Genomic DNA, 23,252 nt, shown 5'->3' with positions numbered 1-23,252 from the left:
GGCGAACCCCGTTGCTCAGGAATGCGCCATGTTCACAGAGTGTGCAGTGCGGTACAAATCGTCATTCCGCATCGATTTCGATAACGCCAGCTTATCGGTCGCGACGGCCTCGGCGGCGACCTCCTGGGCGAGGCGGGCGGCCGGGGCGGCGAGGCCGGCATCCGGCACGTTGGCGTAGGTCGCCGTGAAGACGATGTCCGGCAGGTCGGTGGCGGTGTTGACGATGCGCAGGTCGCCGGCCTCCAGCTCGCGCCGCACGATCGCCGGCGGGATCACGCTGATCCCGATCCCCTCGAGGGTCATCCGCACGATGGTCGAGAGCGAGGCGTTGCTGTGCAGGCGCGGCGGCGGCAGGTTCGAGCGCGCGATCAGGTCGTGGAGCTGCGCGTAGGGGTTGGTGTTGCGCGGGTAGGTGATGATCGGGTGGCGGATCAGTTCGGCCAGCGGCACCTCGCCGGGGCCGAGGTCGAGCCCGGGCGCCGCGATCCACGCGACGCCGTAGCGGCACAGCGGCAGGTTGACGAGGCTCGGCATCGTGATCGGCCCGACCAGGAAGGCGAGGTCGAGTTCGCGGTCGAGCAGCGCGTCGCGCATGTTGGGCGAGATGTCGACGGCGATGTCGACGGTGACGCCGGGATAGACCTGCGCCATCCGTTCGATGAAGCGCATCAGCCAAGAGTGGACGATGGTCTCGGACACGCCGAGGCGCAGCACGCCGCGGGCCAGCGCCGGGCTCACCAGCGCCTCGGTCATCTCGGTGCGCAGGCGCAGGAAGCGCTCGGCGTAGCCGAGGAGGTCGCGGCCCTTCGGCGTGAGGCAGACCGAGCGGGCGCGGCGCTCGAACAGCTTGCAGCCGAACTCCGCCTCCAGCGCCGCCACCCGCTGCGACACCGCCGGCTGGGTCGTGTTGAGCCGCTCGGCCGCCCCGCGGAAGCTGCACAGCGTGGCGGTCCAGTAGAAGATCTCGAGGGAGCGGATCTCTGCCAAGGGGGTGCCTCTCCCGATTTCGCGCCAGTCTGGATCGGACGCCGCGCGGCGTCACGGGAAAAAACCGGCGGCCGCGGAGGGACTGGCAAGGGCCGTGCCGCCGTGGTGCGGAAGGCTGTCGCGGCGAAGCACGTCGTTCGACCGGGACCGGCAGGGTGACGTACTACGATCCGTCCGGATGGTTGCCGGATCCGTAACGGGTAGCGATACTTGACCATTGGTCAATGATCCCGGATCCGCGATCCGGTCCTTCAGGATCCGGTCAGTCGTCGGGGCGATCGGGGTCTGTGGCGACGTCGATTGCAACATGGAATGCACTGCGATCTTTTAACGAATCGCGGCGCTATATTGCCGGAAACCGCCGGGCTTTGGGGGCTTGAGGCGGTCCGACGACGTCCGGAGCCTGCCGTGTCCGCTTCCTCCCTGTCCATCCGCGCGCGCCTGATCGGCGCCTTCTCGATCCTGACCCTGTTCGTCGTCGGCCTCGGCGTCCTCGGTCTCCTCAGCACCCAGGCGATGCGCCGGCAGGCGCTGGAGATCGAGACCAACTGGCTGCCGAGCGTGCGGACCCTCGGCGAACTCGACACCCGGCTCGCCCGGCTGAACGGCGTCCTCCTGCGCTTCACCCAGGCCGCCGACCCCCAGACCGTGGCGGCGACCGAGAAGGATCTCGTGCGCTTCGGCCAGTGGGTCGATGAGACCCGGATCGCCTACGAGCGGCTGATCGGCTCGCCCGAGGAGCGGGCGCTCTACGACACCTATCTGCGGGACGCCGCCCTGTTCGAGACCCAGCGCCAGATCGTCCTCGATCTCGCCCGCTCGGGCCGCCGGGCCGAGGCGTTCGCGTATTACGAGACCAAGGGCATCGCCGCGCGGCGCGCGATGTCGAAGGCGATCGAGGCGCTGGTGGCGTTCAACAACGCCGGCGCCGCCGCGGCGCAGGCGCGCAGCGAGGCGGTGTACGAGACCGCCCGCACGGCCGCCCTCGCGGCGATCGTTGCGGGCCTCGTCGCCTCGATCGTGCTGGCGGTGCTCATCGTGCGCGGCGTCACCCGCGGCATCGCCTCGGTGGTGGCGCCGATGCAGGCGCTGGCGGCCGGCGACCTGACGGTCTCGATCCCGCACCAGGGCGCCCGCACCGAGATCGGGTCGATCGCCGACGCCGTGCAGGTGTTCAAGGACGGGCTGATCCGCATGCGCGCCCTGGAGGAGGAGACCGCGCAGGCGCGGCTGGCCGCCGAGGCGCAGCGCAAGGCCGGGATGCGCGAGATGGCCGAGAGCTTCGAGCAGGCCGTCGGCGGCATCATCGAGCACGTCGCGGCCTCCGCCACCCAGCTTCAGGCGACCGCGCAGGCGATGGCCGGCACCGCGACCCAGACCGCCGGCCAGTCGACCGCCGTCGCGGCGGCGGCCGAGCAGGCGGCCTCCAACGTCGGCACTGTCGCGGTGGCGGCCGAGGAACTCGGCGCCTCGGTCCAGGAGATCGGCCGGCAGGTCTCCGGATCGGCGGCGCTCGCCCAGACCGCGGTCGCCGAGGCGTCGCGCACCGCCGGCCACGTCCACGAGCTCAGCGGCGCGGTGGCGCGGATCGGCGACGTGGTGACGATGATCACCGGCATCGCCGGCCAGACCAACCTGCTGGCGCTCAACGCCACCATCGAGGCCGCCCGCGCCGGCGAGGCGGGCCGCGGCTTCGCCGTGGTGGCGGCCGAGGTCAAGGAACTCGCCGGCCAGACCGCGAAGGCGACCGAGGAGATCACGGCGCAGATCGGCCGGATCCAGGGCACCACCGGCGAGGCGGTCGCGGCGATCGACGCGATCACGGCCCGCATCCGCGAGATTAGCACGGTCTCGGCCTCGATCGCCGCGGCGGTGGAGCAGCAGGGCGCGGCGACCCACGAGATCGTGCGCAACGTCGCGGAGGCGGCCACCGGAACCGGCGAGGTGACGCACAACATCGCGGGCGTGGCGGGAGCCGCCGAGGCGACGGGCGCGGCGGCGAGCCAGGTTCTGGCCTCGGCCTCGGCGCTGTCGCGGCAATCCGACCATCTCTCGGCCGAGGTCGCGCGCTTCCTCGGCACGGTGCGCGCCGCCTGAGCGGCGCTCGCCCTCAGCGCAGCCCGACGACGGTGCGGATCGCGAAGCTCGACTGGATCCGCGCCACGCCGGGCAGCCGCGACAGCACCTCCTTGTGCAGGCGCTCGTAATCGCCGGCATCCGTCACCTCGATCCGCATCAGGTAGTCGGACAGGCCGGTCATCAGGTAGCAGTCGCGCACCTCCGGGCAGCGCCGCACCGCCGCCTCGAAGCGGACGAGGTACTCCTCGGTCTGACGGTCGAGGGTGATCTGGGTCAGCACCACCAGCCGCCCGCTCCCCTCCGCCTCCTCGATCAGCGCCGTGTAGCCGCGGATGACGCCGCTGCGCTCCAGGAGCCGCAGCCGGCGCAGGCAGGCGGAGGGTGACAGCCCGACCCGCTGGGCGAGGTCGGCGTTGCTGATCCGCCCGTCGCCGCGCAGCACCCGCAGGATCGCGGCGTCGATCTCGTCCTGGACCGCCACGGCAGGATCCTCCATTTCCTCGCACGATCGTGCGCGGAATCCTCGCACGCGACGGATCCTGCGAGCAAGCGGCGGGACATTCGGCGATCGTTGCGCCTACCCTTGCGGCCGCACTCGTCCGGCCGGGCCGGCGCTCCAGGGGGTGATCGCGATGCGGGTTCTCGTTCTCGGCGGCGGCGTCGTCGGTGTCGCCACGGCCTATTACCTCGCCCGCGCCGGGCACGCCGTGACGGTCGTGGACCGCCAGCCCGGAGCCGGCCTGGAGACCAGCTTCGCCAATGCCGGGCAGGTCTCGCCGGGCTACTCGGCCCCCTGGGCCGCCCCCGGCATTCCGGTCAAGGCGATGAAGTGGCTGATGATGCGCCACCGCCCGCTGGTGCTGTGGCCGAGCCTGGAGCCGAGGCTCTACGGCTGGCTCGCCCGCATGCTGGCGAACTGCACCGAGGACGCCTACCGGCGCAACAAGGGCCGGATGGTCCGCCTCGCCGAGTATAGCCGCGACGTCCTGCGCGACCTGCGCCGCGACACCGGCATCGCCTACGACCACCGCGAGAGGGGCACGCTCCAGCTCTTCCGCACCCAGAAGCAGCTCGACCACGTCGGCGAGGACACCGCGGTGCTCGACGCCTACGGCGTGCCCTACGAGGTGCTCGACGCCGCCGGCTGCGTCGCCGCCGAGCCGGCGCTCGCCCGGGTGACGGGCGGGATCGCCGGCGGCCTGCGGCTGCCGGGCGACGAGACCGGCGACGCGCACCTGTTCACCACCGCGCTCGCGGCGATCTGCGAGCGGCTCGGCGTCGGCTTCCGCTACGGCGTCGCGGTCGCCGGCCTGCGCCACGAGGGCGGCCGGATCACCGGCGCCGTCACCGCCTCGGGCGAGGTGCTGACGGCGGACGCCTACGTCGCGGCGATGGGCAGCTACACCCCGGCGATGCTGCGCCCGCTCGGCCTCGACCTGCCGGTCTACCCGGTGAAGGGCTATTCCCTGACCCTGCCGGTCACCGACGAGGCCGGCGCCCCGGTCTCGACCGTGATGGACGAGACCTTCAAGGTCGGCATCACGCGGCTCGGCGAGCGCATCCGCGTCGGCGGCACGGCGGAATTGGCCGGCTTCAGCAGCACCCTGCGGGCGCCCCGCCGCGCCACCCTGGAGCGCTCGGTCTCCGATCTGTTCCCGGACGGCGGCGACCTGTCCCGGGCCCGGTTCTGGACCGGCCTGCGGCCGATGACGCCGGACGGCACCCCGATCGTCGGCGCGACCTCCTACGCCAACCTGTTCACCAATACCGGCCACGGCACCCTCGGCTGGACGATGGCCTGCGGCTCGGGACGCCTGCTCGCCGACCTGATGAGCGGCCGCGAGCCGGACATCGCTCACCGCGACCTCGCCGGCGCCCGCTACGCCCTGGCGGCCTGACGGCTTCTCGGGGTCGGTGCAAGGATTTCTTAGCCGGTGACGGCGGACCCTGCGTCCGGGGCCGCCTCGATCATGCGACGACTTGCCGAATCCTTGCCGCGCTCCCGCGCCGCCGGCCGACCCGGGCCGGCGCTGGTGGCGACGTGCCTCGGCGTGCTCGTGCTCGCGCCGGCGCTGCTGCTCGCCCTGCCGCGGACCCGCGACGTGGTGGTGATCGGAGCCCCGGGGCGGACGCCGCGGGAGATGGCCGACCTCGTCGCCCGCGCCGACGGCCGCCTCGTCGCGTCGACGGGCACCGGCAACGCCCTGGTGGCGACCTCGGACCGGCCCGGTTTCCCGCTGCGCCTCTACGCGGCCGGCGCGTGGCTCGTCCTCGCGTCGGCGGGTCCGGCGGGATGCGGCCCCGCGGCGCGGCCCGCGACTGCCCTGCCGTAGGGGGGCGCCTCGATCCATCGCGGCCGGCCGGCGGACGACGGCACGGCACGGGCGAATGACGCAGCGTTGCCGTGCGAGTTTAAGGATTCCGGAAGCCGCGCATGCTCCTCTCGAAGAACGGGGAGTCATGGGCGGCAATGAGCGATCTTGCGGATATTCGGCGGAGCTTCGCGCGCATTGTGATCGCGCTGCTGTGGCTGCATCTGCCGGTGATCGCGGCGGTCGGCCTGATGACCGGCGACGGGCTCGCGGTGGTCGAGCCCTGCGCGATCGCCCTGGTCCTGGCGGGCGTGCCGTCGCTGCTGTGGCGGCGCGATCCGACCGGCGCCGCCACGCGCGCGGCGAGCGCCCTGGCGCTGATCGGCCTGGCGATGGTGATCCTCGCCGAGGCCGCCGGACGCCCCTGGCAGGCCGACCTGCACATGTACTTCTTCGCCTGCCTGGCGATCCTGGCGGGGTGGTGCGACTGGCGCGTCATCCTGGTCGGCGCCGGCGCGACCGCGGCCCATCACCTGCTCCTCAACCTCGCGATGCCTGCCCTGGTCTTTCCGGACGCCCGCGGGGATCTCGCCCGCGTGCTCCTGCACGCGGTGATCGTCGCGATGGAGGCCGGGGTGCTGGTCTGGCTGTGCCGGACCATGGAGCGTTCCTTCACCGGGTTGACCCGGGCCGAGGAGGAGTCCCGGTCCCAGCTCGCCCGGCTGCGGGAGGTCGAGGGCGAGGCCGAGCAGGACCGGGCCGCGGCGGCCGAGCGGCGCCGCAGCGACCGGCGGCAGGTCGCCGAGACCTTCGAGGCCAGCCTCGGCGGGATCGTGGGCGCGGTCTCGGCGTCCGCCGCCGGGCTGCGGATGGCGGCGTCCGCGATGACCGAGGCGGCCGACCGCGCGGCGGAGCAATCCGGGTCGGTGGCCGCCGCCGCCGGGGCGGCGGGCGACACGATCGACGCGGTCGCGGCGGCGGCCCGCGAACTCGGCGGCTCGATGCACGAGGTCGGCCGGCAGGCCGCCGCCTCGGCGGAGGTCGCCGGGCGGGCCGCCGGCGAGGCCGACCGCACCGCCGACCTCGTGCGCGACCTCAGCGCCGCCGCCCGGCAGATCGGCGACGTCGTGGCGCTGATCTCCACCATCGCGTCACAGACCAACCTGCTGGCGCTCAATGCCACCATCGAGGCCGCCCGCGCCGGCGAGGCCGGGCGCGGCTTCGCGGTGGTGGCCGCTGAGGTCAAGACGCTCGCCGACCAGACCGCCAAGGCCACCGACGACATCACGGCGCAGATCACCCGCATCCAGTCCTCGACCGGCGAGGCGGTGACGGCGGTGGAGGCGATCATCGCCCGCATCCGCGAGGTCAGCACCGTCGCCACCGGCATCGCCCGGGCGGTCGAGCGCCAGGAGGCGGCGACCGGCGCGATCGTGCGCGACGTGGCCGAGACGGCGGCCGGGACCGGTGCCGTCCGCACCCGCATCGCCGAGGTCGCCGGGACGGCCGGGGAGAGCGGCACCGCGGCGGGCGCGGTCCTCGCCTCGGCCTCGGCCCTGAGCGACGAGACCGGCCGCCTCGGCGACGAGATCGCCCGCTTCCTCGCCATGGTCCGGGCGGCCTGAGGCGGAGCGGAGGGCGGGCCGCCGGGCTTGAAAACGCCCGGCGCCGCCCGAGCATACCGGACGGGCTCGCGGGCGGAGGCGGGATGACGGAGGTGGTGGCGGGCGTCGACGGCTGCCCCGCGGGCTGGATCGCGGCGTTCCGCGACCCCGCCGACGGCGCGGTGACGGTCCGGGTCGTCGCCGATCTCGCGGCGGTCTGCGACGGGCCCGAGGCACCCGCCATCGTCGCCGTCGACATCCCGATCGGCCTGCCCGACCGGGTCGAGGCCGGCGGGCGTCTCGCCGAGCGGCTGGTGCGCCCGCTGCTCGGACCGCGCCGGGCCTCGGTCTTCCCGACCTCGGCCCGCCCGGTGGTCCATGCCGGGGACTACGCCGCCGCCATCGCCCTGTCGCGCCGCCCCGAGACCCAGCCCTTCGCGCCCTCGCCGCCGGCCAACGCCCTGTTTCCGCGCATCCGCGCCGTCGATGCGCTGCTGCGTGCCCGGCCCGATCTCGTCGCCCGGGTGTTCGAGGTCCATCCCGAACTCGCCTTCGCGGGCCTCGCCGGCGGTCCGCTCGCCGAGACCAAGCGCTCGCCGGCCGGGGCCGCCCGGCGCCGGGCGCTGCTCGCCCGGGTCGGGCTCGGCGACGCGGCCGGGCGACCGCCGCCCCGGGGCGCCAAGCCCGACGACCTGCTCGATGCCCTCGCGGCGCTGGCGGTCGCCGAGGCCATCGCCAACGGCCGCGCCGTGTCCTATCCAGACCCGCCCGAGCGCGATGCCCACGGCCTGCCGGCCGCGATCTGGACCCTGCGCCCCGACGAGGCCCGACCATGACCGATTCCCTGCCCACCCGCGACATCGCCCGCGCGCTGGTGTTCGACCCGCAGGACCGCCTGCTGCTGATCGCCTACGAGGCGGTGCGCGACGTCGATCCCGCCCGGCCGGGCGAGCGCAAGTTCTGGTTCATGCCCGGCGGCGGAATCGAGCCCGGCGAGACGCCGGAGGAGGCCTGCCGGCGCGAGCTGGAGGAGGAGATCGGCGTCGCCGACGCGCCGCTCGGGCCGATGGTCGCCCGCTGCGAGGGCCCGTTCACCCTGTTCCGCAAGCCGCGCATCGCCCGCGAGCGCTACTTCGTGGTCCGTCTGCCGAACGACGAGATCGACACCAGCCGCCTCGCCGAGACCGAGGACAACCCGCTCTACGGCACCCGCTGGTGGAGCCTCGACGAACTCGCCGCCACCGGGGAGCGGGTCGAGCCCGCCGGCCTCGCCGCCCTCGCGCGGCGGATCGTCGCCGGCGAGGCGGTGACGGACGTCCGGCTCACCTGGGGCGAGGGTGCGGCATAAGCCTGCGCTCGGCGGCGGAGCGCCGCCGTTAAGGATCTCTCCCGTAAGCAGGAGCCGTTTCCTCCCGCCGGCGGTGCCGGCCCGTGTCCTGGAGCGTCCCGATGAGAATCCGCCTCGCCCTCCTGGTCCTCGCCGCCGCGACGCTGGCGCCGTCGCTCGCCTCTGCGATGTCCCTGGAGGATCCCCGCCGGGCCTGGATCGCCCGCGACTACCGCGCCCGCTGCGCCTACGGCGACGAGCGCGCCTGCTGGCGCTACGAGAAGATGAAGCGCGACGCCGCGCGCGTGATGGCCAAGCGGCGCTATTATCAGGGTTACTGAGAGCGGCGCGGCGGGCGGGACGGCCCCTCCCGCCCCGGCTGCCGCAGACCGGAGGACCGACGATGTTTCCCCAGACGCTCACCGACGGCTACCGCGCGTTCCTCGGCGACCGCTTCCAGCGCGAGCAGGGCCGCTACAAGGCCCTCGCCGAGACGCAGAGCCCCGAGATCCTCGTCATCAGCTGCTGCGACAGCCGGGTCTCGCCGGAGGTGATCTTCGACGCCAGCCCGGGCGAGCTGTTCGTGGTGCGCAACGTCGCCAACCTCGTGCCGCCCTTCGAGAGCGGCGGCGAGTATCACGGCACCTCGGCGGCGCTGGAATTCGCCGTCCAGGCGCTGAAGGTGAAGCACATCGTGGTGCTGGGCCATGCCCGCTGCGGCGGCGTGCGCGCCTTCGCCGACGACGTGGCGCCGCTCTCGCCGGGCGACTTCATCGGCCGCTGGGTGTCGCTGATCCGGCCGGCCGCCGAGAAGCTGAAGGCCGAGGCGCCCGACGCCGCCAAGCGGCCCGACTACCTCCTGCGGCTCGAATACGCCACGGTCGAGAACAGCCTCGCCAACCTGCTGACCTTCCCTTGCGTGCGCATCCTGGTCGAGCGCGGCAGGCTGCACCTGCACGGCGCGCATTTCGGCATCGCCAGCGGCGAGCTGCGCCTGCGCGATCCGCAGACCGGCGAGTTCCACCTCGCGGTGCCGGAGGGCGCGGGCGGGGCGACCCGGCTGATCCGCTGCCAGGACGAGGCCGGCAGCGGCGGCTGAGCCGCGCCGCCGGCGCGCCGGGGCCGGGAGCCTCTACGCCTCCCCGGCGAAGCCGCGCACCAGCAGGTTGGCGATCGCCATCGGGGGCGGGGTCGTCAGGCCGTCCGGGTGGGTGCGCTCCAGCATCTGCCGGACCTCGGCGCGGGAGAACCAGCGGGCGTCCTCCAGCTCCGTGCGGTCGAGGATCAGCTCGACGTCGAGCCCGCCCGACAGCGCCTCGGCCTCGCAGCCGATCATCAGCGAGGACGGGAACGGCCACGGCTGCGAGGCGCGGTAGCGCACCGCGCCGACCCGCAGGCCGGCCTCCTCGAAGGTCTCGCGCCGCACCGCGTCCTCGATCGTCTCGCCGGGTTCGAGGAAGCCGGCGAGGCAGGAATAGACGCCGGGCAGGAAGCGGGCCTGCCGGCCGAGCAGGCAGTACTCGCCGCGGGTCACCAGCATGATGACCACCGGGTCGGTGCGGGGGAAGTGCTCGGTGCCGCAGGCGGCGCAGTCGCGGCGGTAGCCGCCGCAGGCGATCGTCGTCGGCGATCCGCAATTGGCGCAGAAGCCGTGGCGGCCGTGCCAGGACAGCAGCGACTTGGCGGTGGCGAGGAGCCCGGTCTCCGGTGCCGCGACCGCACCCTCGACCGCGATGGTGCGCAGGTCGACCACCCGGTAGGCCAGGTCGTCGGCGTAGAGCGCGCCGGCATCGGCCGGGAGCGCGGTGCCGAAAACCGGGCGGCCCTCGATCCGGCCGAGGAACAGGACCGGCGCGGGGTCCGGTGCCCGTTCGAGGTCGGGCGGCGTCAGGAGGGCCGTCGCACTGTCGCCGGCGCGGCGCAGCACCGCCTGCTCGCCGGCGAACAGCACCAGCCCGGCCCCGGGGCTGCCGGCGAGCGTCGGGGCCGGGTCGGTGCGCTCGGCCGAGTGGCGTTCGAGCAGGCTGCGGGCGAAGCCGAGGCGGTCGAGGGGAGACGTCACGGGCGGGTCCTCAGGCGTCGGCGAACAGGGCGCGGGCGCGCTCGACGAGCTGCGCGGCGGCGTGCGGCGGGTAGGGCGTGCGGCTGCCATGGCCCCAGACCGGGCCGGGCCAGGCCGGATCGGACAGGAAGCGCCCGACGACGTGGACGTGCATCTGCGCCACGACGTTGCCGAGCGCCCCGACATTGACCTTGTCGGGCTTGGCGAGCGCCTGCATCACCCCGACGGCGATCCGCGTCTCCTGCATCAGGGTCGCGGCGTCCTCGGGCGAGAGGTCGGTGAGTTCGCTCACCCCCTCCCGGCGGGGTACCAGCACCAGCCAGGGGAAGCGGGCGTCGTCGAGGAGCAGCACGGAGCAGAGCGGCAGGTCGCCGACCGCCAGGGTGTCGGCGGCGAGCCGGGGATCGAGGGGAAAATCGGACATCGGGGCCTCGGATGACCGCGATGGTGTAGGACGTGCCGCGGGCGCGGGCAAACGCCGGACCGGCTCAGTGCGCCATCAGGACCGGCATCGCCGCGTGGGCGAGGATGTGGCTGGTCGGGCCGCCGAAGATCATCTGGCGCAGGCGGCTCTGGGTGTAGGCGCCCTTGATGAGCAGGTCGCAGCCGATCGCCGCGGCCTCCTCCAGGAAGATCTCGCCCGGGGTGCGGCGCCCCGCCGCGAGGGTGCGCCCTTGGGCCGACAGGCCCTCGCGGGTCAGCGCCGCCGCCATCGCCTCGGCGCTCGGGCCCGGCACCATGCCGGTCTCGACCGCCAGAACCTCGATCCGCGACGCCTTGCGCAGGAACGGCGCCGCGAAGGCGACCGCGCGGGCGGTCTCGGTCGAGCCGTTCCAGGCGATCACCACGGTGTCGCCGATCGTCGCCGGCGGCTCCGGCGGGGCGATCAGCAGCGGCCGGCCGCTCTCGAACAGCACCGCCTCGAGGGTGGTCATGCGCGGGCCGTCGTCGCCGGCATGGGGGCGGCCGACCACCGTCGCGGAGAACAGGCGGGCGTATTGCGCGAGGAAGCCGTCGCCCGGCGAGGCCTCGGGGAGCCAGCGGTAGCGCGGACCGGCCTGGGCGACCCCGGCGCTCTCCCGCGGCACGCCGTGCCGGTCCATGAAGGCGGTGAACAGGCTGCCGCAATCGCGCGCCTCGGCCCGGTCGGTCTCCTCGTCCCGGACCCAGGTCATGCCGCCGACCATGTCGACGGGGACGTATTCGGCGAGCGCGGGGCGCAGGCCGAAGCCCTCGATGCTGCCGTCGAAGCGGCGGGCGGCGAGGAGGGCGGTGGTGAACACCGAATCGAGCAGCGCGTGGCGCGCGACCGGAACCAGGAGGGTCTTCATCGGCACGGGACCTCGGTACGGGCGGCATAGCATCACGCCGCCGCCGCCGCTGTCCAGAGCGCCGGAGGCGCGGCCCCCAGGGCTTTGCCCGGGGCGTTCAGCCGGCCAGGAGCGCGCCGGCCCCGGCGCTCACGCCCACGACGAGCCAGGGCGGCGCCCGCCACAGGAACAGCAGCAGGAAGGCGGCGGCCGCGACGGCGTAGGCGGCGCGGTCGGTGATGCCGGCGGTCCAGACCGGGTCGTAGAAGGCGGCGAGCAGCAGGCCGACCACCGCGGCGTTGACCCCGGCCAGCGCCCGGCGCGCCCGCGGCACGCCGCGCAGGCGGCCCCAGAACGGCAGCGTGCCGAAGACCAGCAGGAACGACGGCAGGAAGATGCCGGCGAGCGCCGCCGCCGCCCCGGCGGGGCCGCCGGCCACGGCCCCGAGATAGGCCGCCAGGGTGAAGAGCGGCCCCGGCATCGCCTGCACGGCGCCGTAGCCGGCCAGGAAGGCGTCGGCGCCGACGAGGTGCGGCACCAGCTCGGCCTGGAGCAGTGGCAGCACGACGTGGCCGCCGCCGAACACCAGGGCGCCGGCGCGGAAGAACAGCGCGAACAGCGTCAGGCCGGGGCTGCCGGCCGCCTCCGCCGCCAGCGGCAGGCCGGCGAGGAGCAGCGCGAACAGGCCGAGGCAGGCGAGGGCGGTGCGGCGGCCGACCGGGCCGGCCGCCGCGGGCGCCCCGGCCGATGGGGCGGGCTGCCCGGGCAGGGCGAGCCCGGCGAGCCCGCCGAGGACCAGGGCGGCGAGCTGGCCGGCGACCCCCGGCAGCGCCAGGGCGATGGCGGCGGCGGCCACCGCCAGGGTGGCGCGGGGCCGGTCCGGGGCGAGGCTGCGCATCATCCCGAGGATCGCCAGCGCCACGACCGCGGCGGCGGCGGCCTTGAGCCCGTGCAGGGCGCCGCGCCCGGCCGGACCGTCGAGGAGCATCGCCCCGGAGGCGAACAGCGCCATCGCGGCGGCGGAGGGCAGGGTGAAGCCGGTCCAGGCCGCGAGGGTGCCGGCCGTCCCCGCCCGGCGCAGGCCGAGGGCGATCCCGACCTGGCTGCTCGCCGGGCCGGGCAGGAACTGGCACAGCGCGACGAGGTCGGCATAGGCCGCCTCGTCGAGCCAGCGGCGCCGGACCACGAACTCGTCGCGGAAGTAGCCGAGATGGGCCACGGGACCGCCGAAGGCGGTGAGGCCGAGGCGCAGGAACGCGGCGAAGACCTCGGGCCAGCGGCCGGCCGCGGTGTCGCCGCGGAGGCCGTGGTGGCGCGCCTCGTCCATGCCGGATCCGTCCCGTCCCTGCGGGGCGGACCTGCCCCGGCTGGGCTTGTGGCCCGGTCCGGGGGGGCGATCAACCCGGTCGGGCGGTCAACCGGCGTGGAGGCCGCGGATTTCCGCGCGCGCCTGTTCGAGGTAGCGGTGGCGCTCCTCGTCGCTCAGCAGCACCGCGATCTCGGCCTGCGTCGCGCGGCGGCGCACGGCGTCGTTCCACAGGCTGTCCTTCGGTCCCTCGGCGGCATGGATCTGCCGAGCGCGGACGATCTCGGTCGCGGTGTAGGCGTCGAGCATGCGTTCCTCCCTGGATCCGATGCCGTGACCTCGTGGTTTTGCCGGACCTTAACCCGAGCGTAAACATGGCGCGAGTGTGGCAGCGTTACCAATGTGCCGGTGGCGCATTTTCCTTTCTTTGTTGCAGTGCGGTAGAGTATCGGATACCCACGTCCCGAATGCCTCGCCCGCCGCCTCGGCGTCCGGTGGGACATCCTCGCCCCGCGCCGGGGCAGGATCGTCCCGTCGCGGGACGGCCGGCGGAGCGGGCGACGCCGGTTGCCAAGGGCATCGCTTCCACGATGCGGCCATCGTCCGGTGGTACAGAATTCGCGTCGGCGCTCCGGACGTTCGCCACGCGGTCGCGAGGAGTGTTCGATGTCGTCTGCCGTCGGCGGCCAGCAGGTCGGCCTCACGAAACGTCTCCGTCGCGCCGCGTCGGGGGACGAATTCGCCGGGGCCCGACAGGATCGGTCGTGACAATGGCAGATCATCGGTCTCGCCGATATTCCGGTCTCGCCCGAGATCGTCTGTTCCTGGCGCTTGCTTGGCAGTCCCGACCATGGTCGAGCAGGCTCGACTTGCATGAACTTGACTTGCATCAACACGACTGACAGATGATGGGCCGCATCAGACGACGCGGACCGATTCCGGATCCACCCTGCCCGGACCGAATCACGGTCCCTCTCGACACGTTGCCCTGAGCGCCAGCCAGCGAAAGGACGTACGATGCTCAAATGGCCAAAGGCAAAGTCATTCGGCCAAGTGCTGGATGACAACAAGGGGGCGGGGCCGGGCTTCGATCTCCTTCGCATGGGCCTCGCCGTCGCGATCCTGCTCAGCCATGCGTCCGGCATCACCGGCAACCGCGGCTTCCTGTCGAGCTTGCTCGCCAACCTCTTCGGCCTGTCGCCGGAGGTGGCCGGCGCGATCGGCGCGCAGGCCGGCGGTCCGCTCCTGGGTCCGGAAGGGCCGGCGGTGACGGGCCTCGCCCGGCCCTACACGCTCTCCCTGGTGCCGATGTTCTTCGCGCTCAGCGGCTTCCTGGTCACGGGCAGCGCCTTCCGCACCCGCAGCGTTCCGCGCTTCCTCGGATTGCGCGCCCTTCGCATCGTTCCGGCGCTGTTCGTCGAAGTGATGCTCTGCGCGGTGGTCCTCGGAGCCATCTTCACCACGCTGCCCCTGAAGGAATACTTCACGTCCAGCGGCTTCTGGATCTATTTCGGCAACATCATCGGCCACGTGGTCCTGACGCTCCCCGGCGTGTTCGAGACCACCAGCCTGTCGAAGAACGTCAACTCGAACCTGTGGACGTTGCCGTACGAGTTCTACTGCTACGTGATCATCGCCATCGGCATGTTCGCGTCGGTGCTCTACAACCGGATGCTGTTCACCGTGCTGTTCGCCATCGCGACGGTCGCGCTGCTGATCGGCAACAGCTTCTTCGGTCTCCATGTCGTGGGCGGGCGTCTCACCGGCGCGACCATGGTGTATTACTTCTTCGCCGGCGTGTTCATCTTCCTCTGGCGTGAGAAGATCGCCTATCGCTGGAGCTACGCGATCGTCGCCGGCGTGATCTGCTACGTCCTGATGATGTCCAGCCGCACGGTCTACCTCTATCCGATCCTGCTCACCTACCTGACCGTGTTCATCGGGCTGACGTCGTTCCCGCGGATCCCGTACCTGAACAGCGGCGACTACTCCTACGGCGTCTACCTCTACGGCTATCCGGCCACGCAGGCGATCATCGCGGCGGCCCCCTCGCTGCGCCACAACCTCGGTGCCGTCGCGCTGCTCGCGCTCGTGATGACGATCCTGTTCTCGGTGGCGTCCTGGCACCTCATCGAGAAGCACTTCCTCAAGCTCAAGGTCTATATCGCCCCGCGCTCGGCGAAGATCTCGGCGATGCTGCATCCGGAGTCGTTCAAGCCGGATGTGCCGATCGAGGGCCAGCCGATCAGCAAGACCGCGACCTGAGGCGACCCCACCCGAAGGCCGGAGCGCGACCGCTCCGGCCCGATGCCCGGCCCGAGCAGGATCGCCCCCGCGATCCTGCTCGTCGCGTTCCCGGCACCCGTCCGGGTCGATAGCGGTCTCATCCTCCCCCGACCGCAGGACGGGTCGGATCCTCCCGGGACAGGGCGACGCCGAGGCGGCTCGTCAGTCGAAATCCGGACGATTGCTTCCGGATTTCGACTGGAGCACGTCACGATCGCGCTGCCATCGCGAAGCTTCTCTCGGTCTTTGAACTTGCTGCCTTTTCTACGACGAACCGGTACCCGCTTCGTCGGAAAATGCTCCAACGAGCCCGCGCGGCGGCTGAGCGAAGCCGGTTTCTGCAACGCGAAGCGATTGCACGGCAATCGCCACGATCCCGCAGGGATCGCCGAGCGATCAATCAGAAACCGCATCAGAGGCAGAGCCGGGTCCGCGGCCCCAGCCGCCGGGCGAGCCGCAGCAGGTCCTCGCGCCGCAGGGCCACGCAGCCCTCGGTCGGTCGGAAGCCCGGCCGGGCGACGTGCAGGAAGATCGCGCTGCCGTGCCCGCGCCGGATCGGCCCGCGATTGTAGTCGAGGTCGACGACGAGGTCGTAGAGGCCGTCGTCGCGCCACAGCCGCTCGGCGCTCACCCCCGCCGCCGGCAGCGGGATCGGCCGGTTGTAGCGCCGGTCGCGGGGGTCGTCGCACCAGCCGTCGCCCGGCGCGGTCCGGCGTAGCGGCAGGGCGGTGCGCGGGCGCGGCCCGAGATGATCGGCGCGGTAGAAGCCGCCGCGCAGGCGGAAGCAGCCCCGCGGCGAGGCGCCGTCGCCCTCGCGCTTCGTCCGCACGATTCCGCCCTTGCCGAGCGCGCACGGGATCAGCACCGGGCCGGCGATGAGCGTGCCGCGGCTGCGGTCGAGCACGCTGACGCGGACCCGCAGCAGCGGCAGGGTAGTGCGGACGGGCCGAGAGGGGACGGAGCGAAGTCGGAGGGACATGGGGCGACGGGTCCCGGTGCGTGGCGGTGGCGCCGCGGTGTAGAGGGCGGCGATCCGCTTGACCATGGAGGCCGGAGTGAACGACGGGGCCGGACCCGACTGGCTCGGCTGGCTGCCGGCACGGATCCTCGCCCTCGACGTCGAGGCCACCGGCCTGCGCGAGCGCGACCGGATCGTCAGCCTCGGCCTCGTCGCGGTCGAGGCCGCGGCGCTGACCGGGCCGGCGCCGCCGCTCCGCCTATGCCACCTCGTGTTCGATCCGGGTCGCCGCAGCCATGCCCGGGCCGAGGCCCTGCACGGCTACGACGACTGGACCCTGCGCCATCAGGACCCGATCGACGCCCACCTTCCGGCGCTCGCCGGTCTCATCGAGGCGGCCGACCTCGTGGTGGCCCACAATGCGGCGTTCGATCTCGGCCTCCTCGACCGCGAACTCGCCCGGGCCGGGCTGCCGCCGCTCGCGGTGCCGCGCTACTGCACCTGGGAGGCGTACCGGCGCCGGGGCGAGAAGGGCCGCGAGTCCCTTGCCGCCGTGTGCGCCCGGTTCGGCGTCGCGCGGGCCGGGCCGCGCCACGGCGCCCTGGAGGATGCGTGGCTCGCCCTGCGGGCCTATCTCTGGCTCCAGGCCTGCCCGGTCGACCTGCCGCGGCTGGACGGCCTGACGCTTCCTCCCGCCAACCTGCGGCCGGTGCCGCCGCGGCCCGAGGGCCGGCTGCCGCCGCGGTCGGCCGGAGCCTCCGTCCCCGTCACCGTCTCTGGACAGTGAGGCGCCGACCCTTGCCGCGAACCCGGGCTCCACTACTGTCGCGTCGGCGGTCCGCGCCCGATCCCGGGGCGCGGTCCCGCCGGTCTCTGCCGCAACGTCCGGCCGGGCATCCGTGCCGCCGGGCGGCCGTCCCGAGAGTGCCGAACCGATGTCCAACGCCCACCGCCTGCTCGTCGTCGACGACGATCCCGCACTCCGGGAGACGCTGAGCGAGCAGCTCGTCCTCTGCGAGGAGTTCGAGGTCGTCACCGAGGAGACCGCCCGGGGCGCCGTCGACCGGGTCGGGGCCGAGCGGGTCGACCTCGTGGTCATGGATATCGGGCTGCCCGACCTCGACGGCCGCGAGGCGGTCAAGCTGATGCGCGGACAGGGGTTTCGCGGGCCCGTCATCATGCTGACCGCCCAGGATTCCGAGGACGACACCGTGAGCGGCCTCGAATCGGGCGCCAACGACTACGTCACCAAGCCGTTCAAGTTCGCGGTGCTGCTCGCCCGCATCCGCGCCCACCTGCGCCAGTACGAGGCGAGCGAGGACGCGGTGTTCCAGATCGGCCCCTACACCTTCCGGCCGGGCGCCAAGCTGCTCGTCGGCGAGCGCGGCTCGAAGCTGAAGCTCACCGAGAAGGAGACCGCGATCCTGCGCTTCCTCTACCGGGCCGGGCGTCAGGTGGTCGGGCGCGACACCCTGCTCGCCGAGGTCTGGGGCTACAACGCCCAGGTCACCACCCACACCCTTGAGACCCACATCTACCGGCTGCGCCAGAAGATCGAGCCCAACCCGGCCGCGGCCTCGATCCTGGTGACCGAGGGCGGCGGCTACAAGCTGGTGCCGTGATACCGATCCGGTAGGAGCCCTCCGGCGGGTGCGCGGCCCGGTTGAATCGGTTAAGCTTGTTCGTGGCCGCCCCCGGGCGGAGGGGGGAGTACCGGGCCGTTGGCGCTCGACGACGACATCGCCACGCTCGCCGCGGCACCTCTGTTCGGCCTGATGAACCGGGACGCCCTGCGGCTGATCTCGTTCGCCGCCGAGCGCCTGCGCCTCGCGCCCGGCGCCGAGCTGTTCGCCCGCGGCGCGGCGGCGGAGGCCGGCTACGTCGTGCTGGCGGGCTCGGTGCGGGTCGAGGCGCGGGCGCCCGGCGCGGCGCCGGTCGAGGCGGGAGCCGCGGCGGTGATCGGCCAGACCGCCCTGCTGGTGGCCGGCGAGCGGCCGAGCGCCGCCCGCGCGGGCGAGGCCGGTGCCGAGGTGATGGTGGTGCCCCGCACCCTGATGCGCCGGGTCCTCGAAGTCTTCCCGGACGCCGCCGCGGCGATCCACGACGCGCTTGCGGACGAACTCGCGGCTCTGGTGCGCGACCTCGCCGGATCGCGCGCGGCACGGCGGACCTGACGCATCCCGGCGGGGCTCCGCTGTACCCTGACGGGGGCTCCCCTGTACCCTGGCGGGGCCTGCCGGCGAACCCCTATCGCGCCACCGGAGGATGCAGGATGGAAGCACGGCCCAGGACGACCGGTGGCGCGGCGGCGGAGACGCCTCCTGCGGGGCCGGCCGATGCCCCCGCCTTCCGCTACGCCGACGTGGTCGCGGTCTCCGACTTCCAGCGCGTGCTCGACGACGCGATCTACCGGCCGGTGCCGGATTCGTGGTCGGTTGCGATCACCGACGTGGTCGAGTCGGGCGCCGCCATCGCCGCCGGCCGCTACCGGGAGGTCAACTTCGTCGGCGCGGCCACGATCGCGTCCCTGCGCAACGCGCTCGGCGGGCGCGACCTGCCGTTCACCTTCGGCGGCGACGGCGCCGCCGCGCTGCTGGCACCGGAGGACGAGGCGGCCGCCCGCGTGGCCCTCTCCGAGACCGCGACCTGGGCGCGGGAGGCGATGGGGCTGCGGCTGCGCGCCGCCCTGATCCCGGTCGCGGAGATTCGGGCCGCCGGCCGCGACCTGCGGGTGGCGCGCTACGCGCCCTCGCCGGACGTCGCCTACGCGATGGTCACCGGCGGCGGGCTCGCCTTCGCCGAGCGTGCGCTGAAGGCCGGCCGCTGGGAGGTGGCGGAGGCGCCGGCCGGGGCCCGGCCCGACCTGTCGGGCCTGTCCTGCCGGTTCGAGCCGACCCGGGCGCGGCGGGGAATCGTCCTGTCGATCGTCGCCATCGGCCGCGACGGCGCCGACCCGGCCGGCCTCCGGGGCGCGATCGCCGACATCCTGCGCCTCGTCGCCGCCCTGCCGGCGATGGGCCGACCGCTGCCGGAGGAGGGGCCGATGCTGGCCTGGCCGCCGGCCGGGGTCGAGGCGGAACTCGGCGCCCGGCCCGGGCGCGGCCCGCGCGCCGTGCGCCGCCTCGCGGTCCTCGGCCGCGGCGCCCTGATGCACCTGATCTTCCGGTTCGGGCTGACGGTCGGCGGCTTCGTCCCGGGCCGCTACCGGCGCGAGATGACCGCCAACGCCGACTTCCAGAAATACGACGACGGCCTGCGCATGACGATCGATTGCGACCCGGACACCGCCGGGCGGATCGAGGACAGGCTGCTGCGGGCCGAGCGGGACGGGATCCTGGATTTCGGGCTGCACCGCCAGGGCTCGGCGCTGGTGACCTGCATCACGCCGGCGCCGAGCGCGAGCGACCACGTCCACTTCATCGACGGCGAGGGCGGCGGCTACGCCCGCGCCGCGGGGGTGCTCAAGGCCAAGCTCGCGACGGGACTCTGAGCGGCCTCGCGTCGGCGCCGGCGCGAGGTGCTTCAGCCGTCCTTCGGCATCGCCGAGCGGATCAACCGGTCGGTGCCGAGATCCTCCTCGTCGTAGCCGAGCAGCTCGGCCAGACGGCCGCGGGCGCGGCTGACCCGGCTCTTCACCGTGCCGACCTTGCAACCCATGATCGCCGCCGCCTCCTCGTAGGACACGCCCTCCGCCCCGACGAGCACCAGCGCCTCGCGCTGGTCGGCCGGGAGCTTCGCCAGCGCGCTCTGCAGGTCCTCGACGTCGAGCCGGTCGCCCTGGTGCGGCGCCGTGGCGAGGCGCGCCGCGTAGGAGCCGTCCTGGTCCTCGACCTCGCGCACCCGTTTGCGGTGGTCGGAGTAGAAGATGTTGCGCAGGATCGTGAACAGCCACGCGTTCAGGTTGGTGCCCGGCTGGAACCGGCCGCGGTGCTGCCAGCCCTTGAGCAGGGTATCCTGCACGAGGTCGTCGGCGCGGGCCGGGTTGCTGGTCAGCGAGAGCGCGAAGGCGCGCAGCGACGGCACCGCCTGGAGCAGCCCGTCGCGGAATTCCGGCCGCACCACCTCGCCCTGGGCCTTGAGCGCGGCTTCGAGCCGGGCGATCAGGTCGGCGAAGCGGTTGCTCGGATCCTCGCTCCCGAGGGTCTCGTAGGCGGCCCGCAGGTGGTCGCCCAGATGCGTGCGGATCGTGGCGGACAGGCCGGGCCGCAGCCCGTCCGGCGGGTTCGAGGCGGTGTCGCGCGTCATGGCTCTCGCATCTGGCTCCCCCTGGACAGATGGGGTCGATCCGGGAGGCGGAAAGGCTCGTGACGAACCTTACCCGGCAAGACCTTGGCCGGAAAGACCTTGGCCGGGAAGCTTCCGCGTCAGCCCCCCGCCGCGGCGCCGTGCTCGTCGCCGTCCGGCACGCCGAGGCGGAACGCCATCACCTCGCCGGGCGCGAGGTCGGTCCAGGTCTCGTCCCGGGTCAGCGGCCGGGTGGCGATGACGGTCACGATGTCGTCGGGCGTGGTCTCCTGGGCAAAATCGACGCGCCAGTCCTCGTCGATCAGCGTCGCGGTGCCGAACGGCGCCCGGCGGGTCAGGGTGCACAGGCGCTTGCCGCAATGGGCGTAGAGGGTGCGGCTGTCCGACAGCAGCATGTTGAACACGCCGAGCCCGTGCAGTTCGGCGCACAGCTCGCGCACCGCCCCGTCGAGGCGGGTCGGCCGCGGCAGCGACGACCAGCGCGCCTCGAGCCGGCCGAGCATCCAGCAGAAGGCGTGCTCGCTGTCGGTGGTGCCGACCGGCTGGAACCGGGTCAGCGGCAGCCGCTTCACGCCCTTGAGCTGGCCGTTATGCGCGAAGGTCCAGGTGCGGCCCCACAATTCGCGGCTGAACGGGTGGGTGTTCTCCAGCGTCACCCGGCCGCGGTTGGCCCGGCGGACATGCGCGACGACGATCCGGCTCTTGATCGGGTAGCGGCGCAGCAGCCGGGCGATCTCCGAGCGCGCGCTCGGCTCGGGATCGTGGAAGCTGCGGCTCCCGCGGCCCTCGTAGAACGAGATGCCCCAGCCGTCCTGGTGCGGCCCGGTCTCGCCGCCGCGGCGGGCGAGGCCGGCGAAGCTGAAGCGGATGTCGGTCGGGACGTTCGCGCTCATGCCGAGGAGTTCGCACATCGCCTCAGCCGCCGATCCCGAGGGCGCGGCCCGCCGCCCGCGCCTGCGCCAGGAAGCCCGGGCCGTCGTAGAGCACCCGGCCGCCGTTCGGCAGCGCGGAGACATCCGGTTCGGGCGCCTCGCGGAACCGCTCCAGGGCGATCGGCATCCGGTTCAGGGTTTCCGCCTGGCTGGCATGGGCGGCGAACAGGGCCGCCTTGAGGGCGCAATCGTCCGGGTCGAGGTGGAGGGCGATCGCCCGCCGCGGCGGCACCGCCGGCAGGAAGCCCCCGGCCTCGAACCCGTCCGGGCCGGCGTGGTAGTACGGCATCTCGACCACGCCGAGGCGGTCGGGCCCGAGCCGTCGGCGCGCGCCGGCGACCGCGAGCGCCACCGCGTCGTGGTCGCTGTGCCCGCCCTCCCAGGCATGGGTGAGCGCGACCGCGATGCCGCGCTCGGCGAACAGGCCGGCGAGGCGGTGCGCGAGGTCGGGGATCCTCTCCGCGACGCCGCCATCGGCATACCCGAGGGCGAGGCGGCGCGCCGCCGGCACCCCGGCGAGCGCCATCGCGGCGTCGAGTTCCTCGAGCCGGGGCCCGGCGCCGGTGACGTGGACGACGGTCAGCCCGCGCAGCCGCGGCAGTTGCGCGCCGCAGCCGATGCTCTCGTCGTCGGGATGGGCCACGACCAGGGCCGCCCGCTCCGCATCGACCGGCCCGCAGGCCGGATCGGCGAGGGCGGCGAGGAACCGCTCGGCGGGGGAGGCGGGCGCCCCCGGCCGGTCGGGAGGGGGCAGGCGGCGCTCGTCCGGGTCTGGCGTCACGGTCTTCTGGCTCTCGAACGCGGTCGACTGTCATGGCGGCGCGACCGCCCCGGTGCAAGATGGCGCGCCCGGCCCGCTCGCCGAGACCCGCGCACGCGGCTCCTGTCGAGAATCGCCCGAAGCCGAGTGTTGCCCGTATCTTACGGTGCCGCACGAATCGACCGCGGCGCAGACCTCCTGCGCTCGCGTCCATCTTGACGACGATACCGCACTTGCGAGATGACCCGTCGCAAAGATTCCAGGCCCGGATTCCAAGCCGCAGGATTGCGCCCGATGAGCAACTTCAACGAGGAGCGCGTGCTGTCCGTCCACCACTGGACCGACACGCTCTTCAGCTTCCGCACCACCCGCGACCCGTCGTTCCGCTTCCGCAACGGCGAGTTCACGATGATCGGTCTGAAGGGCGAGGGCAAGCCGCTCCTGCGGGCGTACTCGGTGGTCAGCGCCAACTACGAGGACGAGCTGGAGTTCTTCTCGATCAAGGTCGCGAACGGCCCGCTCACCTCGAAGCTCCAGCACCTCAAGGTCGGCGACCCAATCGTCGTCAGCCGCAAGGCGACCGGCACCCTCGTCCTCGACAACCTGCTGCCCGGCCGCCACCTCTACCTGCTCGGCACCGGCACCGGCCTCGCGCCGTTCCTGTCGATCATCAAGGACCCGGAGACCTACGACCGCTTCGAGAAGGTCGTGCTGGTTCATGGCTGCCGCCACATCCAGGAACTCGCCTACGGCGAGACGATCACCGAGACGCTGCCGAACCACGAGCTGATCGGCGAACTGGTGCGCGACCAGCTCGTCTACTATCCGACCGTGACCCGCGAGCCGTTCCGCAACCGCGGCCGCATCACCGACCTCATCACCTCGGGCAAGCTCTTCGCCGATATCGGCCTGCCCGAGATGGCGATCGACGCCGACCGGTTCATGCTGTGCGGCAGCCCGGAGATGATCCGCGACACCCGCGACCTGCTGGCGAGCCGCGACTACGTCGAGGGCAACCACGGCGAGGCCGGCCACTACGTCATCGAGAAGGCCTTCGTCGAGAAGTGATCGTTCGAGGGGGAGA

General features: G+C 73.3%; 25 protein-coding genes. 14 read left to right on the top strand and 11 right to left on the bottom strand.

The window, feature by feature from the left end; translation table 11 throughout:
• Nucleotides 1-15: 15 nt before the first annotated feature.
• Nucleotides 16-987, bottom strand: coding sequence for a LysR family transcriptional regulator (locus EOE48_RS05900; protein WP_127727863.1), 972 nt, complete (start codon nt 985-987; stop codon nt 16-18).
• Nucleotides 988-1,395: 408 nt separating this feature from the next.
• Between EOE48_RS05900 and EOE48_RS05895 the strand changes: the two genes are divergently transcribed.
• Complete coding sequence (locus EOE48_RS05895; RefSeq protein WP_127727862.1) at nt 1,396-3,084, top strand: methyl-accepting chemotaxis protein; 1,689 nt, start codon at nt 1,396-1,398, stop codon at nt 3,082-3,084.
• A gap of 13 nt (nt 3,085-3,097) precedes the next feature.
• Here the strand turns inward: EOE48_RS05895 and EOE48_RS05890 are convergent, their stop codons facing one another.
• A complete protein-coding gene (locus tag EOE48_RS05890; RefSeq protein WP_246153981.1) occupies nt 3,098-3,547 on the bottom strand; it encodes an Lrp/AsnC family transcriptional regulator in 450 nt (149 codons plus the stop codon).
• Nucleotides 3,548-3,698: 151 nt separating this feature from the next.
• Between EOE48_RS05890 and EOE48_RS05885 the strand changes: the two genes are divergently transcribed.
• The 7 genes from EOE48_RS05885 to EOE48_RS05855 all read left to right on the top strand — a co-directional run bounded on the left by EOE48_RS05885 (nt 3,699) and on the right by EOE48_RS05855 (nt 9,408).
• Nucleotides 3,699-4,964 carry a D-amino acid dehydrogenase gene (locus EOE48_RS05885; RefSeq protein WP_127727860.1) on the top strand — a complete coding sequence of 422 codons (1,266 nt, stop codon included), beginning with the start codon at nt 3,699-3,701 and terminating at the stop codon, nt 4,962-4,964.
• A 93-nt stretch (nt 4,965-5,057) separates the two neighbouring features.
• Nucleotides 5,058-5,399 carry a hypothetical protein gene (locus EOE48_RS05880; protein WP_127727859.1) on the top strand — a complete coding sequence of 114 codons (342 nt, stop codon included), beginning with the start codon at nt 5,058-5,060 and terminating at the stop codon, nt 5,397-5,399.
• A gap of 179 nt (nt 5,400-5,578) precedes the next feature.
• Nucleotides 5,579-7,003, top strand: coding sequence for a methyl-accepting chemotaxis protein (locus EOE48_RS05875; RefSeq protein WP_246153979.1), 1,425 nt, complete (start codon nt 5,579-5,581; stop codon nt 7,001-7,003).
• 83 nt (nt 7,004-7,086) lie between these two features.
• On the top strand, nt 7,087-7,818 hold the full coding sequence (locus tag EOE48_RS05870) for a DUF429 domain-containing protein (protein WP_127727857.1): 732 nt from the start codon (nt 7,087-7,089) through the stop codon (nt 7,816-7,818).
• A complete protein-coding gene (locus EOE48_RS05865; protein WP_127727856.1) occupies nt 7,815-8,330 on the top strand; it encodes an NUDIX hydrolase in 516 nt (171 codons plus the stop codon). Before EOE48_RS05870 ends, EOE48_RS05865 begins: the two co-directional genes overlap by 4 nt.
• A gap of 101 nt (nt 8,331-8,431) precedes the next feature.
• A complete protein-coding gene (locus tag EOE48_RS05860) occupies nt 8,432-8,650 on the top strand; it encodes a hypothetical protein (RefSeq protein WP_127727855.1) in 219 nt (72 codons plus the stop codon).
• Between the two features lie 62 nt (nt 8,651-8,712).
• Nucleotides 8,713-9,408 (top strand): carbonic anhydrase, encoded by a 696-nt coding sequence (locus EOE48_RS05855; RefSeq protein ID WP_127727854.1) that lies wholly within the window; start codon nt 8,713-8,715, stop codon nt 9,406-9,408.
• A gap of 33 nt (nt 9,409-9,441) precedes the next feature.
• On the opposite strand, the gene nudC is transcribed toward EOE48_RS05855, so the two are convergent.
• The 5 genes from nudC to EOE48_RS05830 all read right to left on the bottom strand — a co-directional run bounded on the left by nudC (nt 9,442) and on the right by EOE48_RS05830 (nt 13,296).
• Complete coding sequence (nudC, locus tag EOE48_RS05850) at nt 9,442-10,371, bottom strand: NAD(+) diphosphatase (RefSeq protein ID WP_127727853.1); 930 nt, start codon at nt 10,369-10,371, stop codon at nt 9,442-9,444.
• A 10-nt stretch (nt 10,372-10,381) separates the two neighbouring features.
• Nucleotides 10,382-10,795 carry an HIT domain-containing protein gene (locus EOE48_RS05845; RefSeq protein WP_127727852.1) on the bottom strand — a complete coding sequence of 138 codons (414 nt, stop codon included), beginning with the start codon at nt 10,793-10,795 and terminating at the stop codon, nt 10,382-10,384.
• A 64-nt stretch (nt 10,796-10,859) separates the two neighbouring features.
• Nucleotides 10,860-11,702: a universal stress protein gene (locus EOE48_RS05840; RefSeq protein WP_127727851.1), complete on the bottom strand. Its 843-nt coding sequence runs from the start codon at nt 11,700-11,702 to the stop codon at nt 10,860-10,862.
• Between the two features lie 97 nt (nt 11,703-11,799).
• Entirely contained in the window at nt 11,800-13,008 is a 1,209-nt protein-coding gene (gene chrA / locus EOE48_RS05835) for a chromate efflux transporter (protein ID WP_127727850.1), read from the bottom strand.
• Between the two features lie 87 nt (nt 13,009-13,095).
• The gene (locus EOE48_RS05830; protein ID WP_127727849.1) at nt 13,096-13,296 is read right to left on the bottom strand and encodes a hypothetical protein; all 201 of its coding nucleotides are present in this window, start codon (nt 13,294-13,296) and stop codon (nt 13,096-13,098) included.
• Nucleotides 13,297-14,004: 708 nt separating this feature from the next.
• Here EOE48_RS05830 and EOE48_RS05825 point away from each other — a divergent pair.
• Nucleotides 14,005-15,252, top strand: a complete 1,248-nt coding sequence (locus EOE48_RS05825; RefSeq protein ID WP_127727848.1) for an acyltransferase family protein — start codon at nt 14,005-14,007, stop codon at nt 15,250-15,252.
• Between the two features lie 433 nt (nt 15,253-15,685).
• Here EOE48_RS05825 and EOE48_RS05820 read toward each other — a convergent pair whose 3' ends face one another.
• Nucleotides 15,686-16,252 carry a L,D-transpeptidase family protein gene (locus EOE48_RS05820; RefSeq protein WP_127727847.1) on the bottom strand — a complete coding sequence of 189 codons (567 nt, stop codon included), beginning with the start codon at nt 16,250-16,252 and terminating at the stop codon, nt 15,686-15,688.
• Between the two features lie 76 nt (nt 16,253-16,328).
• Between EOE48_RS05820 and EOE48_RS05815 the strand changes: the two genes are divergently transcribed.
• From EOE48_RS05815 to EOE48_RS05800, 4 genes are all read left to right on the top strand, one after another.
• A complete protein-coding gene (locus tag EOE48_RS05815) occupies nt 16,329-17,018 on the top strand; it encodes a 3'-5' exonuclease (protein ID WP_246153977.1) in 690 nt (229 codons plus the stop codon).
• Nucleotides 17,019-17,166: 148 nt separating this feature from the next.
• The gene (locus EOE48_RS05810; RefSeq protein ID WP_127727845.1) at nt 17,167-17,853 is read left to right on the top strand and encodes a response regulator transcription factor; all 687 of its coding nucleotides are present in this window, start codon (nt 17,167-17,169) and stop codon (nt 17,851-17,853) included.
• A gap of 99 nt (nt 17,854-17,952) precedes the next feature.
• Complete coding sequence (locus EOE48_RS05805; RefSeq protein ID WP_127727844.1) at nt 17,953-18,405, top strand: cyclic nucleotide-binding domain-containing protein; 453 nt, start codon at nt 17,953-17,955, stop codon at nt 18,403-18,405.
• Between the two features lie 98 nt (nt 18,406-18,503).
• Complete coding sequence (locus EOE48_RS05800) at nt 18,504-19,721, top strand: DUF3095 domain-containing protein (protein ID WP_127727843.1); 1,218 nt, start codon at nt 18,504-18,506, stop codon at nt 19,719-19,721.
• A 32-nt stretch (nt 19,722-19,753) separates the two neighbouring features.
• Here EOE48_RS05800 and EOE48_RS05795 read toward each other — a convergent pair whose 3' ends face one another.
• The 3 genes from EOE48_RS05795 to EOE48_RS05785 form a co-directional block, all read right to left on the bottom strand.
• Nucleotides 19,754-20,476 carry a sigma-70 family RNA polymerase sigma factor gene (locus EOE48_RS05795; protein WP_127727842.1) on the bottom strand — a complete coding sequence of 241 codons (723 nt, stop codon included), beginning with the start codon at nt 20,474-20,476 and terminating at the stop codon, nt 19,754-19,756.
• Nucleotides 20,477-20,595: 119 nt separating this feature from the next.
• Nucleotides 20,596-21,387 carry a class II glutamine amidotransferase gene (locus tag EOE48_RS05790; protein ID WP_127727841.1) on the bottom strand — a complete coding sequence of 264 codons (792 nt, stop codon included), beginning with the start codon at nt 21,385-21,387 and terminating at the stop codon, nt 20,596-20,598.
• A 4-nt stretch (nt 21,388-21,391) separates the two neighbouring features.
• Nucleotides 21,392-22,189, bottom strand: coding sequence for a PIG-L deacetylase family protein (locus EOE48_RS05785; RefSeq protein ID WP_246153975.1), 798 nt, complete (start codon nt 22,187-22,189; stop codon nt 21,392-21,394).
• A gap of 273 nt (nt 22,190-22,462) precedes the next feature.
• Between EOE48_RS05785 and EOE48_RS05780 the strand changes: the two genes are divergently transcribed.
• Entirely contained in the window at nt 22,463-23,236 is a 774-nt protein-coding gene (locus EOE48_RS05780; RefSeq protein WP_127727840.1) for a ferredoxin--NADP reductase, read from the top strand.
• The last annotated feature ends 16 nt before the right edge of the window (nt 23,237-23,252 follow it).

It is taken from the genome of Methylobacterium oryzihabitans, assembly GCF_004004555.2.
GTDB lineage: Bacteria > Pseudomonadota > Alphaproteobacteria > Rhizobiales > Beijerinckiaceae > Methylobacterium > Methylobacterium oryzihabitans.
The sequence above is the reverse complement of the archived record's forward strand: the minus strand, read 5'-3'. Positions and strand labels throughout refer to the sequence as shown.